Genomic DNA, 13326 nt, shown 5'->3' on the forward strand with positions numbered 1-13326 from the left:
CGTGTTTGAGCTTGCCCGCCGCCATCCTGTCAGCCTGCTTATCGTGCTCCTGTTGCACGGGGCGCTGTTTGCCGCGTTGTTGGTCAATTTCAGCCTGACGTCCCCCGCCTCCTCGCAGTCTGCGGTCGAGATCGCGGTGCAGGAGGACATCGAAGTGATCGATGCCGTCGCGGTGGACGCCGAAGCATTCGATCAGGTCGAGCACGAGCGCGAGGTTGCGCGCCAGGAAGAAGTGGCCGAGCAACTGCGTGAGGAAGAGGAGCAGCGACGCGCCGAGGAGGAAGCCCGGCGCGAAGAGGAACGCCGCCAGGCCGAGGAGCAGCGCCGCCGCGAGGAGGAAGAGCGTGCGCGGCAGCAGGCGATCGAGGAGGCCGAGCAGGCGCGGCGCGAAGCCGAAGAAGAGCGCCAGCGCGCGCAGGAAGAGGCCGAGGCCGAGCGTGAACGGATCCGCGCCGAGCGCGAGGCGGCGGAAGAGGCCCGGCGCGAGGCGGAAGAACGCCGCGAACGCGAGGAAGCGGAACAGCGCGAGCGCGAAGAGGCCGAACGCCAGGCCCGTGAGGAGCAGGAACGTCGCGAGCAGGAAGAGGCCGAGCGTCGCGAACGCGAGGAGGCCGAGCGGCGAGCCGAGCAGGAGCGCGAGCTTGAGGAGCAGCGCCGGCGCGAGGCGATGGAGCGCGAGCAGGAGCGCCTGGCGGAGGCGCGCGAACGACGCGAGGCCGCCGAGCGCCAGGCGCAGATGGATCGCGAAGTGGATGAGTGGCGTGCCCAGGTGCAGTCGGTGGTTCAGCGGCGCTGGCGTCAGCCGTCGGGCCTTGACTCCTCGGATCGTGCCATTGTTCTCGTGCGTGTGAACGAGACCGGGCGTATCATCGACTTCGATATCGAAAGCTGTTCCGGCGACAGCCGGTTCTGCGACTCCGTGCGCCAGACCATGGACCGTCTGAGCTCGCTGCCACGCCCGCCGGATGCGAGTGCGGTGCGCGGCGGGGTGCGGATCCGGTTCGAACCGGACTGATTCGCGGGCCAGGCCCGCCTGACGAGGAGCTCATGCGACGACTGATTCACTGGATGCTGCCGACGATGCTGTTGCTGTGGGCGGCGCAGGCCCAGGCCGTACTGGAGGTCACGGTCACCGAGGGGGTGACCGGGGCGATACCGGTGGCCGTCGCACCGTTTGCCTACGAGGGGGAAGACGCGCTCGACGAGGACATCTCGGAGATCGTGGCCGCCAACCTCGCCCGTAGTGGATTGTTCAACGTCGAGCAGGACGGTCTGCCTTCGGCCCCGTCCGGACCGGCCGACTTTCTCGCCGAGCCCTGGGCCGATGTCGGTGTGGAGTACCTGGTCGTGGGCAATCAGCGGCGGGAGGGTGACGACCTGCTGGTGGAGTTTCACGTGTTCGACGTGCTGTCCGAGGAGCGTCTGGGCGGGTGGCGGATCCCGGTCCCCATGGATATGCTCCGGCGGGGCGCGCATCGGATCTCCGATATCGTCTACGAGCAGATCACCGGCGACCCGGGCGCATTCAGTGCGCGCATCGCGTTTGTCAGCGTCGAACGCAACGGAGACGATCGTCGCTTTGCCCTTGAGGTCGCGGATTCCGATGGTGCCAACCCGAGCACCCTGTTTCGCTCGTCGAAGCCGATCATGTCGCCGAACTGGTCGCCGGACGGGCGCGAACTGGTGTACGTCTCGTTCGAGAATCGCCGTTCCGAGGTCTATCGCCAGAATGTCGAAACCGGCAGCCGCGAGCGGGTGGCAAGCTTCACCGGCATCAACAGTGCACCGGCATGGTCACCGGATGGCCGCTACCTTGCGTTGAGCCTGTCGCGCGATGGTGCGCCGAATATCTACTTGATGGAGCTGGAAACGGGCGAGATGCAGCAGATGACGCAGTCCAGCTCGATCGAGACGGAGCCGGTCTGGTCGCCGGATGGCGAGACCCTGTACTTCACCTCCGACCGTGCGGGGGCTCCACAGATCTATGCACTGCCGCGCGAGGGTGGAAGTCCTCGGCGTCTGACCTTCGAGAGTGGCTATGCGGCTGCCGCGACCGTCTCGCCGGACGGGCGCTATATCGTGTATGTGCACGGTGGCGATGGCGGATTTCAGCTGGCACGTCTCGATTTGAACGACCGTCGTGTGACCCGTATCACGGATGGGCGGGATGCGGAATCGCCGAGCTTTGCGCCGAATGGCAGCATGATTATCTATGCCATGACAGATGGCGGGCGCGGCGTACTCGGCTCGGTGAGCCAGGATGGACAGGTCCATCAGCGTCTTGCCGCCAGGGAGGGCGAGGTTCGCGAACCCGCCTGGTCACCCCTGAACTGACCTTTATCGACAACTTCAGCATTTCGAGGAAAATGACGTGATGAGCACGATCTTTCGTTGGGTTTTTGTGGCCATGGTCATTGGGGCGCTTTCGGCGTGTGCGACACCGACACGTGATGCCGAGGACGCCGAGCGCGAGGCCGAACGGGCCGCGGCCGAGGAGGCGGAACGTGAACGCGCCGAGCGCGAGGCCCGCGAGGCCGAGGCCCGCGCGCTGGGGCGTGACCGGCAGTTCGATGCCGACGCGCTGGACGATCCGGACAGCCCGCTGGCCGAGCGCCTGGTCTATTTTGAATTCGACCGGGACGAGGTGCAGTCGCAGTACGTGGACATGCTCGAGGCACATGCGGCCTATCTGGCGCAGAACTCCGGCGCCAGCCTGCGGCTGGAAGGGCATACCGACGAGCGCGGTACCCGCGAGTACAACCTGGGCCTGGGCGAACGCCGGGCGCAGTCGGTGCGTCGTATCCTGACCCTGAACGGTGCCTCGGATGACCAGGTCGAGGTCATCAGTTATGGTGAAGAGATGCCGGTCGCCTTTGAGCAGAACGAGGAGGCCTGGGCCAAGAATCGCCGGGTCGAACTGGTCTACGAATCCCGGCGCTAGTTACGACGGGAGGCCGCCATGCGGCGTTTGACAGGCAGCAGTAGCCGAAATGCCCCCTCGGGGGCATTTCATTTTCAAGCCCGGGGCGCGGCGGTCGGCGCATCGCACGCTCGGGCCGCCCCTCTGAGGGGGGCTCTGTTTCCGCGGGTAGGCGTGGCGGTTGCCGCCGGCGTGCTCGTCCTGACGTCGTGGGGGCCGCTCGCCAGCACCGCAGTTGCCCAGGACGAGGTGTACGCAACCCAGTCGCAGATCCGCGAACTTTCCCAGCGTCTGGATCGCATCGAGCGAATGCTGGACTCCAGTGCCATGCAGGAGCTCCTGCGGGGCGCTGAATCCATGAACCGGGAGATCCGCGAGCTGCGCGGCGAGGCGGAGACGCTGCGACACGAGGTGGAACGTCTTGGCGCCCGCCAGCGCGACCAGTTCCGCAATCTGGACGAGCGTGTTGCCGCGTTCGAGACCGGCGAGGCCTTGCCCGCGGATACCGCCGCCCCGACCGAAGAGGTGATCGAATTCGACCTCCCGGAAGCGGACGAGCAGGCGGCCTACCAAGAGGCCTTCGACCAGTTGATGGCGGGTGACTACAGCGCCGCAATGAGCAGCCTCGAGCGATTTATCGAGGACTACCCCGACAGCGACTATTCGGCCAATGCGTGGTACTGGCTGGCCGAGGCCAAGTACGCCAGTGGCGATTTCGAGGCGGCTCTGGAGGACTTCGAGCGCCTGCGCGAAGACTATCCGGACAGCGACAAGTCCGGGGACGCGTTGCTCAAGATTGGCTATGCCCACTACGAGCTGGGCAATGAAGACGAAGCGCGCGAGGCCCTTGAGGCGGTGCGCGCCGACTACGGCGGCACGACGCTGGACCGTCTGGCACGCGAGCGTCTGCGCCGGCTCGACGGGCAATGACCGAGATCCCCGTGCGCGCGGCGCGCACGCCGACCGCGGGCGATTCGGTCAGCCCGGCCCGGGTCCGTATCACCGAGATGTTCGTCTCGCTGCAGGGCGAGGCGGTGGATGCCGGCTGGCCGACCGCTTTCGTGCGGCTGACCGGGTGTCCGCTACGTTGCCGCTGGTGCGACAGCGCCTACGCATTCGAGGGGGGCGAGGCGCGCACCCTGGACTCGATTCTCGCGTGGGTGGCCCGGGCGGGCGTGCGCCATGTCTGTGTCACGGGCGGGGAGCCGCTGGCCCAGCCCGGTTGTCGCGACCTGCTGGTGCGGCTTTGCGACGCAGGCTATCGGGTGTCGCTGGAAACCAGCGGTGCACTCGACATTGGCGGGCTCGATTCGCGTGTCTCGGTCGTGATGGACTGGAAGGCCCCGGGGTCCGACGAGCAGCACCGCAACCTCGAGGCCAATATCTCTCACCTCGCGGCCGGCGATCAGTTGAAGTTCGTACTCGCCAACCGGGCGGATTTCGACTGGGCCCGCGCCGAACTCGACCGCCTGGACCTTGCACCCGGGGTCGAGGTCCTGTTCTCGCCGGTCTTCGGGGAGCTCGCCCCGCGCGAGCTGGCCGACTGGATCGTGGCCGATCGGCTGCCCGTGCGCTTTCAGCTTCAGCTCCACAAGCTCCTGTGGGGCGATCAGCCCGGACGCTAGTCGATGACGCAACCGGAACAGGCGGTGGTCCTGCTCTCGGGCGGGCTGGATTCGGCGACCTGCCTGGCGATGGCGCGCGCGGATGGGCTCGATTGCCACGCCCTGTCCATCGACTATGGCCAGCGCCATCGCACCGAGCTCGAGGCCGCTCGCCGCGTGGCCGCCTCCCAGGGCGTGCAGGACCACCGCGTGGTCCGGGTCGATCTGACCGCGATCGGCGGCTCTGCGCTGACCGATGACGCCATTGCCGTGCCGACCGAGGAGAGCGAGGGCATCCCGGTCACCTATGTGCCTGCCCGCAACACGGTGTTTCTGTCGCTGGCGCTGGGGTTTGCCGAGACCCTCGGCGCGCGCCTGCTCTATGTCGGCGCGAATGCCGTCGACTATTCCGGGTACCCGGACTGTCGCCCGGCCTTTATCGACGCTTTCCGGAGTCTTGCTCAGGTCGCTACCCGTGCCGGGATCGAAGGCGTACGCTGGGAAGTGCGTGCACCCTTGATGCACATGAGCAAGGCCGAGATCATCCGCGCCGGGACGGCACTCGACGTCGATTACGCCCAGACCGTGAGTTGCTATCAGGCGGATATCGAGGGGCGGGCCTGTGGGCACTGTGACAGCTGCCGTATCCGTCGCGAGGGCTTTGCGGCGGCCGGGGTCCCCGACCCGACCCCGTATGTGAACGGTTGACGCCCCGGGTATTGCGGCCCTCATGTGGCCCTGACGCTGGAATGAATGAGGGCTCGATCTCGTCTAGCGTCCGATGTATGCTGCGCACCCCATGGGTGCAGGCGTGCCCGAAAACCGATCAGTGAGAGGATACGTTGATGGAATTCTCCAGCTTTTCAACCGCCGCCATGATGTTCCTGGGCGGGACGTTCGTCCTCGCCTTCATCATGGGTGCGGTCGCGAACAAGACCAACTTCTGCACCATGGGCGCCGTCTCCGACTGGGTGAACATGGGCGATACCGGGCGCATGCGCTCCTGGCTGCTGGCGATTGCCGTGGCCATGCTGGGTGTGGCGGTGCTCGAATTCTTCGGAGTGCTGAGCGCCGAGGGCTCCTTCCCTCCCTACCGTGCTGAAGGCTTCAACTGGCTGGGACATGTCCTGGGTGGTTTCCTCTTCGGGATCGGCATGACCTATGCGTCCGGTTGCGGTAACAAGACGCTGGTGCGCGTCGGTGGCGGCAACATCAAGTCGGTGATGGTGATGATCATCATCGGTGTGATCGCCTTCTGGCTGACCAGCCGCGCCACCGTGTTCGGCACCGGCCAGACCCTGTTCCAGTTGCTGTTCGGCTGGATGGACGCGGTGGCGATCCAGATGGAAGGTGGTCAGGATCTCGGCTCCATCATCGCTGGCGAGAATGCCATGGGCGCACGCCTGGTGATGGGCCTTGTGATCGGCGTGCTGCTGCTGGCGCTGATCTTCAAGGCCGCCGACTTCCGCAAGAGCTTCGACAACATCCTGGGTGGCCTCGTGGTCGGCCTGGTGGTGATCGGTGCCTGGTGGCTGACCAGCAACATCCAGATCGACGATGGCATGGGTGGCGTGTACACCGCCCAGGAATACATCCAGGAATGGGACTTCGTCGCGGATGCCGATGACGGTGAGCGTCCGGCCCTGTCCGGCCCCTGGGCCAACCAGTCGTTCACCTTCATCAACCCGATGGGCCAGAGCGTGGGCTACGTGTCCGGTGGCTTTGACCGTACTCTGCTGTTCTTCGGCGTGATGGCGCTGGCCGGCGTGATCCTGGGTTCGTTCTTCTGGGCCCTGGTCTCGCGCAGCTTCCGCATCGAGTGGTTCTCGTCCTTCCGTGACTTCTTCAACCACTTCATCGGCGGCATTCTGATGGGTGTCGGCGGCATCCTGGCACTGGGTTGCACCATCGGTCAGGCGGTCACGGGCGTTTCCACGCTGGCGCTGGGTGGCTTCTTCACCTTCGCCTTCATCGTGTTCGGTTCCGCGCTGACCATGAAGATCCAGTACTACAAGATGGTCTACGAGGACGAGGCGACCTTCGGCAAGGCCCTGGTCACCTCGCTGGTGGACATGAAGCTGCTGCCGGGTGGCCTGCGCAGGCTCGAAGCCATCTGATCGTCGACCGCCGGGGAGCCTTGCGTTTTCCCCGGCGGGCCGTAAACTACGCGGCGCGGTGATCGAGGAGCGACTTCGGTCACCACACGACACCAGGCCAGTGGGCCCCTGCGGGGGTGTCATGCGGGCCGCAGATACGGGTCGTTAGCTCAGTTGGTAGAGCAGTTGGCTTTTAACCAATTGGTCGTAGGTTCGAATCCTACACGACCCACCATTACTCCCGGGCGCGCTAGCGCGGCCGGCACAAGGGCCCGCCTTCGCGGGCTTTTTGTGTTTATGGGGCGCGAACAGGCTAGAATGCGCGCCTTTATTGAGACACGCGAAAGTGGCGGAACTGGTAGACGCGCTGGGTTTAGGTCCCAGTGGGGTAAAACCCGTGAGAGTTCGAGTCTCTCCTTTCGCACCATTGTCCCGTGAACGCCCAGGCAGGCAGCCGGTGAGTGCTGCGGTCGGCAGGGATGACCGATTTTTGAACCATTGCGAGGCCCTTCATGCAAGTTTCCGTTGAAGCCACCGGCAACCTGGAACGCAAGATGACCATCCAGGTCCCCCCCGAGCGCGTCGAATCCGAAGTCGACAACCGTCTGAAATCGCTGGCCAAGCGCGTCCGGCTCGACGGCTTTCGTCCGGGCAAGGTCCCGCTGAAGGTCGTGCGCCAGCGCTACGGCGCCGGGGTCTACCAGGAGGTGCTGAGCGAGGTCCTGCAGGAGAGCTACCGCGAGGCCGTGCAGCAGGAGGGTCTGGAGCCGGCCGGCAACCCGAGTATCGAGCCGCGGAGCGTCGAAAGCGGCCAGCCGATTGAATTCACCGCGAGCTTCCAGGTGTTCCCCGAGGTGGAGGTGGCCGACTTCTCCGATGCCGAGATCGAGCGTCCGGTCGCCGAGATCGGCGACGAGGACATCGATCGCGTGATCGACTCCCTGCGCGAGCAGAACAAGGAGTGGGCCGAGGTCAAGCGCAAGGCCAAGAAAGGCGACCGCGTCACGCTGGACTTCGTGGGCAGCATTGACGGCGAGGAATTCGAGGGCGGCAAGGCCGAGGACTTCCAGGTTGAAGTGGGCGCCGGCCGTCTGATCGAGGACTTCGAGAAGCAGCTCAAGGGCGTGAAGGCCGGCGAGGAGCCGACCATCGATGTCACCTTCCCCGATGACTATCCGGCCGAGAACCTGAAAGGTCAGACCGCGCAGTTCGCGCTGACCATCAAGAAGGTCGAGGGGCCCAAGCTGCCCGAGGTGGACGAGGAATTTGCGAAGAAATTCGGCATCGAAGACGGCTCGGTGGAGAAACTTCGCGCCGACGTGCGGTCCAATATGGAGCGCGAGCTGAACCAGGCACTGAAGGGCAAGGTCAAGAATCAGGTCATGGAGCTGATTATCGAGCGCCACGGCTTCGACCTGCCGGATGCCCTGGTGAAGTCCGAGATCAATCGCCTGCGCGAGGAAGCCGAGAAGCGGTTCGGTGGCGCCCAGCAGACCCAGCCGCTCCCCGACAGCCTGTTCGAGGAAGAGGCCAAGCGTCGCGTGCGCCTGGGTCTGGCCCTGCGGGCCATCATCGACCAGAAGGGCTTCGAGGTGGACGCGGACCGGGTCGAGCGTGACCTGGAAGAGATGGCCGCGACCTACGAGGATCCGGAAGAGGTCAAGCAGTACTACCGTTCCAACCCGCAGGCGAAGAGCAATCTGGAGTCGCTGGTGCTCGAGGACCAGGTGGTCGACTGGATCGTCGATCAGGCCAAGGTCACCGAGAAGAAGACCAGCTTCCAGGACGTAATGAATCCGAACAAGGAGTCGACCGAATGAGCCACGACATGGCCGGTCAGGGGGCGCAGCATGCCCAGGGGCTGAATCTGGTCCCGATGGTGGTCGAGCAGACCGCCCGCGGCGAGCGCGCCTATGACATCTACTCCCGGTTGCTGAAGGACCGGGTCATCTTCTGTGTGGGCCCGGTCGAGGACTACATGGCCAACGTGATCGTGGCCCAGTTGCTGTTCCTCGAATCGGAAAACCCGGACAAGGAGATCAGCCTGTACATCAATTCCCCGGGTGGGGCCGTGACCGCGGGTATGGCGATCTACGACACCATGCAGTTCATCAAGCCCCAGGTGAGCACCCTGTGTGTCGGCCAGGCCGCGAGCATGGGCGCGGTGCTGCTGGCCGGTGGTGCACCGGGCAAGCGTTACTCCCTGCCGCACTCGCGGGTCATGATCCATCAGCCGCTGGGGGGCTTCCAGGGGCAGGCGTCGGATATCGACATCCATGCGCGCGAGATCCTGAAGATCCGCGAGGAGCTCAACCGCGTGCTGGCCCATCACACCGGGCAGACCGTGGAACAGGTGGAGCAGGACACCGATCGAGACCGCTTCATGACCGCCGCCGAGGCCCAGGAGTACGGTCTGGTGGATAATGTCCTTTCCAGCCGCAGTGCGCCCGCCGCTGGTGGCGAACCGGACACCCGCAAGAAGGACAAGGCCTGATCGCAGCGAGACTGGATGGCGGGCTGGATATACCGGACTCGTGCCCGGTCCGTTTGCAACGTGCCGGCAAACGGGGCATGTTCTGAGAAACCCTGACAGCGCAACCGAGGCATACGGATGAGCGACGAAAAGACCCCCTCCGCCGACGGCAAGCTTCTGTACTGCTCTTTCTGCGGAAAGAGCCAGCACGAGGTGCGCAAGCTGATCGCGGGTCCCTCCGTGTTCATCTGCGACGAGTGTGTCGAGCTTTGCAACGACATCATTCGCGAGGAGATGCAGGAGGCGGGGCACGCCGAACGCGATTCGCTGCCCAAGCCGCGCGAGATCCGCGAGATCCTGGACGACTACGTGATCGGACAGAACTCGGCGAAGAAGATCCTCTCGGTTGCGGTGTACAACCACTACAAGCGCCTCGAGGCCAAGGCCGGCAAGGACGACGTCGAGCTGTCCAAGTCCAACATCATGCTGATTGGCCCGACGGGCTCCGGCAAGACGCTGCTGGCCGAGACGCTGGCGCGGGTGCTGAATGTCCCGTTCACCATCGCGGACGCGACCACGCTGACCGAGGCCGGTTACGTGGGCGAGGATGTCGAGAACATTATCCAGAAGCTGTTGCAGAAGTGCGACTACGATGTGGAGAAGGCCGAGAACGGCATCGTCTACATCGACGAGATCGACAAGGTCTCGCGCAAGTCGGACAACCCCTCGATCACCCGCGATGTCTCCGGCGAGGGCGTGCAACAGGCGCTGCTGAAGCTGATCGAAGGCACCACGGCCTCCGTGCCGCCGCAGGGCGGGCGCAAGCATCCGCAGCAGGAATTCCTGCAGGTGGACACCCGCAACATCCTGTTCATCTGTGGTGGTGCCTTCTCCGGTCTGGAGAAGATCATCCAGCAGCGCGCGGAGAAGGGCGGCATCGGCTTCTCCGCCGAGGTCAGTTCCAAGGACGAGAGCAAGAGCGGCGGCCAGTGGCTGAAGCAGCTGGAGTCCGACGACCTGGTCCGCTACGGCCTCATACCCGAATTCGTCGGCCGTCTGCCGGTCCAGGCGACACTGGACGAGCTGGACGAGGATGCGCTGGTGACGATTCTCACCCAGCCAAAGAACGCCTTGGTCAAGCAGTACGCGCGCCTGTTCGACATGGAAGGCGTGGAGCTCGAGTTCCGGGACGACGCCCTCTCCGCGATCGCCCACAAGGCAATGGAACGCAAGACCGGCGCCCGGGGCCTGCGCACGATCATGGAGAACATCCTGCTCGACACCATGTACGAGCTACCCTCGATGGAGGGGGTCAGCAAGGTGGTGATCGACGAGGCCGTGATCCGCGGGGACGCCGAGCCGTACCTGATCTACGAGAACGCTTCGTTCTCCAAGCAGGCCGCCGCGGATTCCTGAGGCCGCGCGGTCTTTCGCAGGGGGGCGGCAAGGGGCTGGCCCCGTCTTGAAAAACGGTCAGGGCACCCCCACCTCTCCCTTACATTCGTCTAGCCCTGAGGGGGCCACATGACCGATCAACATTCCTCCCAGAACGAGGTGGACTCCCCCGTCAAGCGCGTCGCGGTCCTGCCGCTGCGTGACGTCGTGGTATATCCGCACATGGTCATCCCGCTGTTTGTGGGTCGCGAGAAGTCGATCCGCGCGCTGGACTCGGCCATGGCCCAGAACAAGCAGGTCCTGCTGGTCGCGCAAAAGAGCGCCGAGGTGGACGAGCCCGAGGCCGCCGACCTGCACGAGATCGGCACCCTTGGCAATATCCTGCAGCTGCTGCGCCTGCCCGACGGCACCATCAAGGTGCTGGTCGAGGGCGCCCAGCGCGCGCGCGTGATGGACGTCTCCACCGCCGGCGATGCGGAGAAGGAAGAGGACTACTTCACCGCCGATATCCGCATGATCGAGGAGGAGTACGACACCGAGGAGAAGGAACTCGAGGTCCTCGGTCGCTCCGCGCTCAATCAGTTCGAGCAGTACATCAAGCTGAACAAGAAGGTCCCGCCGGAGATCCTGACCTCGCTGGCCGGGATCGACGACACCTCGCGTCTGGCCGATACCATTGCTGCGCACATGTCGCTGAAGCTCGAGGAGAAGCAGCAGGTCCTCGAGATCGCCAATGTGCGCGCGCGCCTGGAGCACCTGGTCGCCAAGATCGAGGGCGAGATGGACGTGCTGCAGATCGAGAAGAAGATCCGCGGTCGCGTGAAGCAGCAGATGGAGAAATCCCAGCGCGAGTACTACCTGAATGAGCAGATGAAGGCCATTCAGAAGGAGCTGGGGGATCTCGAGGATGCCCCGAACGAACAGGAAGACCTGGCCGAGAAGATCGAGCAGGCCGGCATGCCGGCGGAGGCCAAGAAGAAGGCCACCGCCGAGCTGAACAAGCTGAAGATGATGTCGCCGATGTCGGCCGAGGCCACCGTCGTGCGCAGCTACATCGACTGGCTGGTCAGTGTCCCGTGGAAGAAGAAGACGCGGGTCAGCAAGGATCTTGCGCGTGCCGAGAAGATCCTCAACGAGGATCACTACGGCCTCGAGGAGGTCAAGGAGCGCATCCTTGAATACCTCGCCGTGCAGTCGCGCGTGCGCAAGCTCAAGGGCCCGATCCTGTGCCTGGTCGGCCCTCCGGGGGTCGGCAAGACCTCGCTGGGAGAATCCATCGCGCGTGCGACCAATCGCAAGTTCTCGCGCATGGCGCTGGGCGGTGTGCGTGACGAGGCGGAGATCCGCGGCCACCGACGGACCTATATCGGCTCGCTGCCGGGCAAGATCGTGCAGAACCTGGCCAAGGTCGGCGTGCGCAACCCGCTGTTTCTGCTCGACGAGATCGACAAGATGGCGATGGACTTCCGCGGCGACCCGGCCTCGGCGATGCTCGAGGTGCTGGATCCGGAACAGAACCACACCTTCAGCGACCACTACCTGGAGGTCGACTACGACCTGTCCGACGTGATGTTCGTGGCCACGGCCAACTCGATGAACATCCCCGGACCGCTGCTGGATCGCATGGAAGTCATCCGTCTGTCCGGCTACACCGAGGACGAGAAGGTCAACATCGCGCACACCTACCTGGTGCCGAAGCAGATCAAGACCAACGGCCTGAAGCCTGACGAGATCAATATCTCCGACGCCGCGGTGCGTGACATCGTGCGCTACTACACCCGCGAGGCGGGTGTGCGTGCCCTGGAGCGCGAGATTGCCAAGATTTGCCGCAAGGTGGTCAAGCAGCGCCTGCTGGCCAAGGGCAAGGAGCGTGACCGCACCACGTCGGTCACCCCGAAGACGCTGGACAAGTACCTGGGCGTGCGGCGTTTCCGCTTCGGTCTGGCCGAGGAAAACGACCAGATCGGCCAGGTAACCGGTCTGGCCTGGACCGAGGTCGGCGGCGAGCTCCTGACCATCGAGTCGACGGTTGTCCCCGGCAAGGGCAAGACCCAGCAGACTGGCAAGCTCGGTGACGTGATGCAGGAGTCGATTCACGCGGCGCTGACCGTGGTTCGTTCGCGCTCCGACTCCCTGGGACTGGAGGAGAATTTCCACGAGAACAAGGACCTCCATATCCACGTGCCCGAAGGCGCCACGCCCAAGGATGGCCCCTCCGCCGGTATTGCGATGTGCACGGCCATCGTGTCCGCACTGACCGGCATCCCGGTGCGGGCCGACGTGGCCATGACCGGCGAGATCACCCTTCGCGGCCAGGTTCTGCCGATCGGCGGGCTGAAGGAGAAGCTGCTGGCGGCCCACCGGGGGGGTATCCGCACGGTGCTGATCCCCGAGGAGAACGAAAAGGACCTGGTGGATATCCCGAAGAACATCAAGAACAAGCTGGATATCCGTCCGGTGCGCTGGATCGACGAGGTGCTCGAGGTCGCGCTTGCCCATCTGCCGGAGGCCAAGGGCGGCGATGCACCGACCAAGGTCGAGGAGACCGTGAAACCGTCCAAGGAATCGAGTCGCCGTCGAGTGCGGCACCACTAAGCACCGGATTTACAATCACAACCGCGGCCGCTGGCCGCGGTTTTTTTGCGTCTCCGCGCACAGCGAGCCGTGGGTGGGTGTGTAACGCTTGTTTGACACTTTTTCGAGCCCCTTGATATAACCCCAATCGCACTATTTGATTCCCGGCTGGGCGAGCCCGCGACAGGATGGAGAACCCTCCCCGCGCTGGTGTAAGCTTGGCCTTCATCGGGCCGCAAGGCTGAGTCACCACTGAGATAAGGA

At 64.7% G+C, this 13326-nt stretch carries 11 protein-coding genes and 2 tRNA genes; all 13 read left to right on the top strand.

Annotation, left to right across the window (positions count from 1 at the left end; translation table 11 throughout):
* Position 1 precedes the first annotated feature (1 nt).
* Entirely contained in the window at positions 2-1015 is a 1014-nt protein-coding gene (gene tolA, locus G372_RS0108775; RefSeq protein WP_018864844.1) for a cell envelope integrity protein TolA, read from the top strand.
* A gap of 32 nt (positions 1016-1047) precedes the next feature.
* Positions 1048-2334 carry a Tol-Pal system beta propeller repeat protein TolB gene (gene tolB / locus G372_RS0108780; RefSeq protein WP_018864845.1) on the top strand — a complete coding sequence of 429 codons (1287 nt, stop codon included), beginning with the start codon at positions 1048-1050 and terminating at the stop codon, positions 2332-2334.
* Between the two features lie 40 nt (positions 2335-2374).
* Entirely contained in the window at positions 2375-2941 is a 567-nt protein-coding gene (gene pal, locus G372_RS0108785; protein ID WP_018864846.1) for a peptidoglycan-associated lipoprotein Pal, read from the top strand.
* Between the two features lie 153 nt (positions 2942-3094).
* Complete coding sequence (gene ybgF / locus G372_RS0108790) at positions 3095-3850, top strand: tol-pal system protein YbgF (RefSeq protein ID WP_018864847.1); 756 nt, start codon at positions 3095-3097, stop codon at positions 3848-3850.
* Positions 3847-4545 (top strand): 7-carboxy-7-deazaguanine synthase QueE, encoded by a 699-nt coding sequence (gene queE, locus G372_RS0108795; protein WP_019623660.1) that lies wholly within the window; start codon positions 3847-3849, stop codon positions 4543-4545. Before ybgF ends, queE begins: the two co-directional genes overlap by 4 nt.
* A 3-nt stretch (positions 4546-4548) precedes the next feature.
* The gene (gene queC, locus G372_RS0108800) at positions 4549-5232 is read left to right on the top strand and encodes a 7-cyano-7-deazaguanine synthase QueC (protein ID WP_019623659.1); all 684 of its coding nucleotides are present in this window, start codon (positions 4549-4551) and stop codon (positions 5230-5232) included.
* A gap of 137 nt (positions 5233-5369) precedes the next feature.
* Positions 5370-6641, top strand: a complete 1272-nt coding sequence (locus G372_RS0108805) for a YeeE/YedE family protein (protein ID WP_018864850.1) — start codon at positions 5370-5372, stop codon at positions 6639-6641.
* Positions 6642-6779: 138 nt separating this feature from the next.
* Positions 6780-6855: transfer RNA gene (locus tag G372_RS0108810), tRNA-Lys, on the top strand.
* 105 nt (positions 6856-6960) lie between these two features.
* Positions 6961-7047 (top strand) — tRNA-Leu (locus tag G372_RS0108815).
* An 85-nt stretch (positions 7048-7132) separates the two neighbouring features.
* Positions 7133-8440, top strand: coding sequence for a trigger factor (gene tig / locus G372_RS0108820; RefSeq protein WP_018864851.1), 1308 nt, complete (start codon positions 7133-7135; stop codon positions 8438-8440).
* Positions 8437-9114: an ATP-dependent Clp endopeptidase proteolytic subunit ClpP gene (gene clpP / locus G372_RS0108825; protein ID WP_018864852.1), complete on the top strand. Its 678-nt coding sequence runs from the start codon at positions 8437-8439 to the stop codon at positions 9112-9114. Before tig ends, clpP begins: the two co-directional genes overlap by 4 nt.
* A 117-nt stretch (positions 9115-9231) precedes the next feature.
* A complete protein-coding gene (clpX, locus tag G372_RS0108830; protein ID WP_018864853.1) occupies positions 9232-10509 on the top strand; it encodes an ATP-dependent Clp protease ATP-binding subunit ClpX in 1278 nt (425 codons plus the stop codon).
* 108 nt (positions 10510-10617) lie between these two features.
* A complete protein-coding gene (lon, locus tag G372_RS0108835; protein WP_018864854.1) occupies positions 10618-13083 on the top strand; it encodes an endopeptidase La in 2466 nt (821 codons plus the stop codon).
* Positions 13084-13326 lie beyond the last annotated feature (243 nt).

The organism is Thioalkalivibrio thiocyanoxidans ARh2 (genome assembly GCF_000385215.1).
Classification (GTDB): domain Bacteria; phylum Pseudomonadota; class Gammaproteobacteria; order Ectothiorhodospirales; family Ectothiorhodospiraceae; genus Thioalkalivibrio; species Thioalkalivibrio thiocyanoxidans.

What these genes read in the sequence shown, in the direction of transcription:
- lon (WP_018864854.1), top strand. Translation starts at nt 10,618, where the DNA reads ATGACCGATCAACATTCCTCCCAGAACGAGGTGGACTCCCCCGTCAAG.
- G372_RS0108805 (WP_018864850.1), top strand. Translation starts at nt 5,370, where the DNA reads ATGGAATTCTCCAGCTTTTCAACCGCCGCCATGATGTTCCTGGGCGGG.
- tolB (WP_018864845.1), top strand. Translation starts at nt 1,048, where the DNA reads ATGCGACGACTGATTCACTGGATGCTGCCGACGATGCTGTTGCTGTGG.
- clpP (WP_018864852.1), top strand. Translation starts at nt 8,437, where the DNA reads ATGAGCCACGACATGGCCGGTCAGGGGGCGCAGCATGCCCAGGGGCTG.
- pal (WP_018864846.1), top strand. Translation starts at nt 2,375, where the DNA reads ATGAGCACGATCTTTCGTTGGGTTTTTGTGGCCATGGTCATTGGGGCG.
- queE (WP_019623660.1), top strand. Translation starts at nt 3,847, where the DNA reads ATGACCGAGATCCCCGTGCGCGCGGCGCGCACGCCGACCGCGGGCGAT.
- queC (WP_019623659.1), top strand. Translation starts at nt 4,549, where the DNA reads ATGACGCAACCGGAACAGGCGGTGGTCCTGCTCTCGGGCGGGCTGGAT.
- clpX (WP_018864853.1), top strand. Translation starts at nt 9,232, where the DNA reads ATGAGCGACGAAAAGACCCCCTCCGCCGACGGCAAGCTTCTGTACTGC.
- tig (WP_018864851.1), top strand. Translation starts at nt 7,133, where the DNA reads ATGCAAGTTTCCGTTGAAGCCACCGGCAACCTGGAACGCAAGATGACC.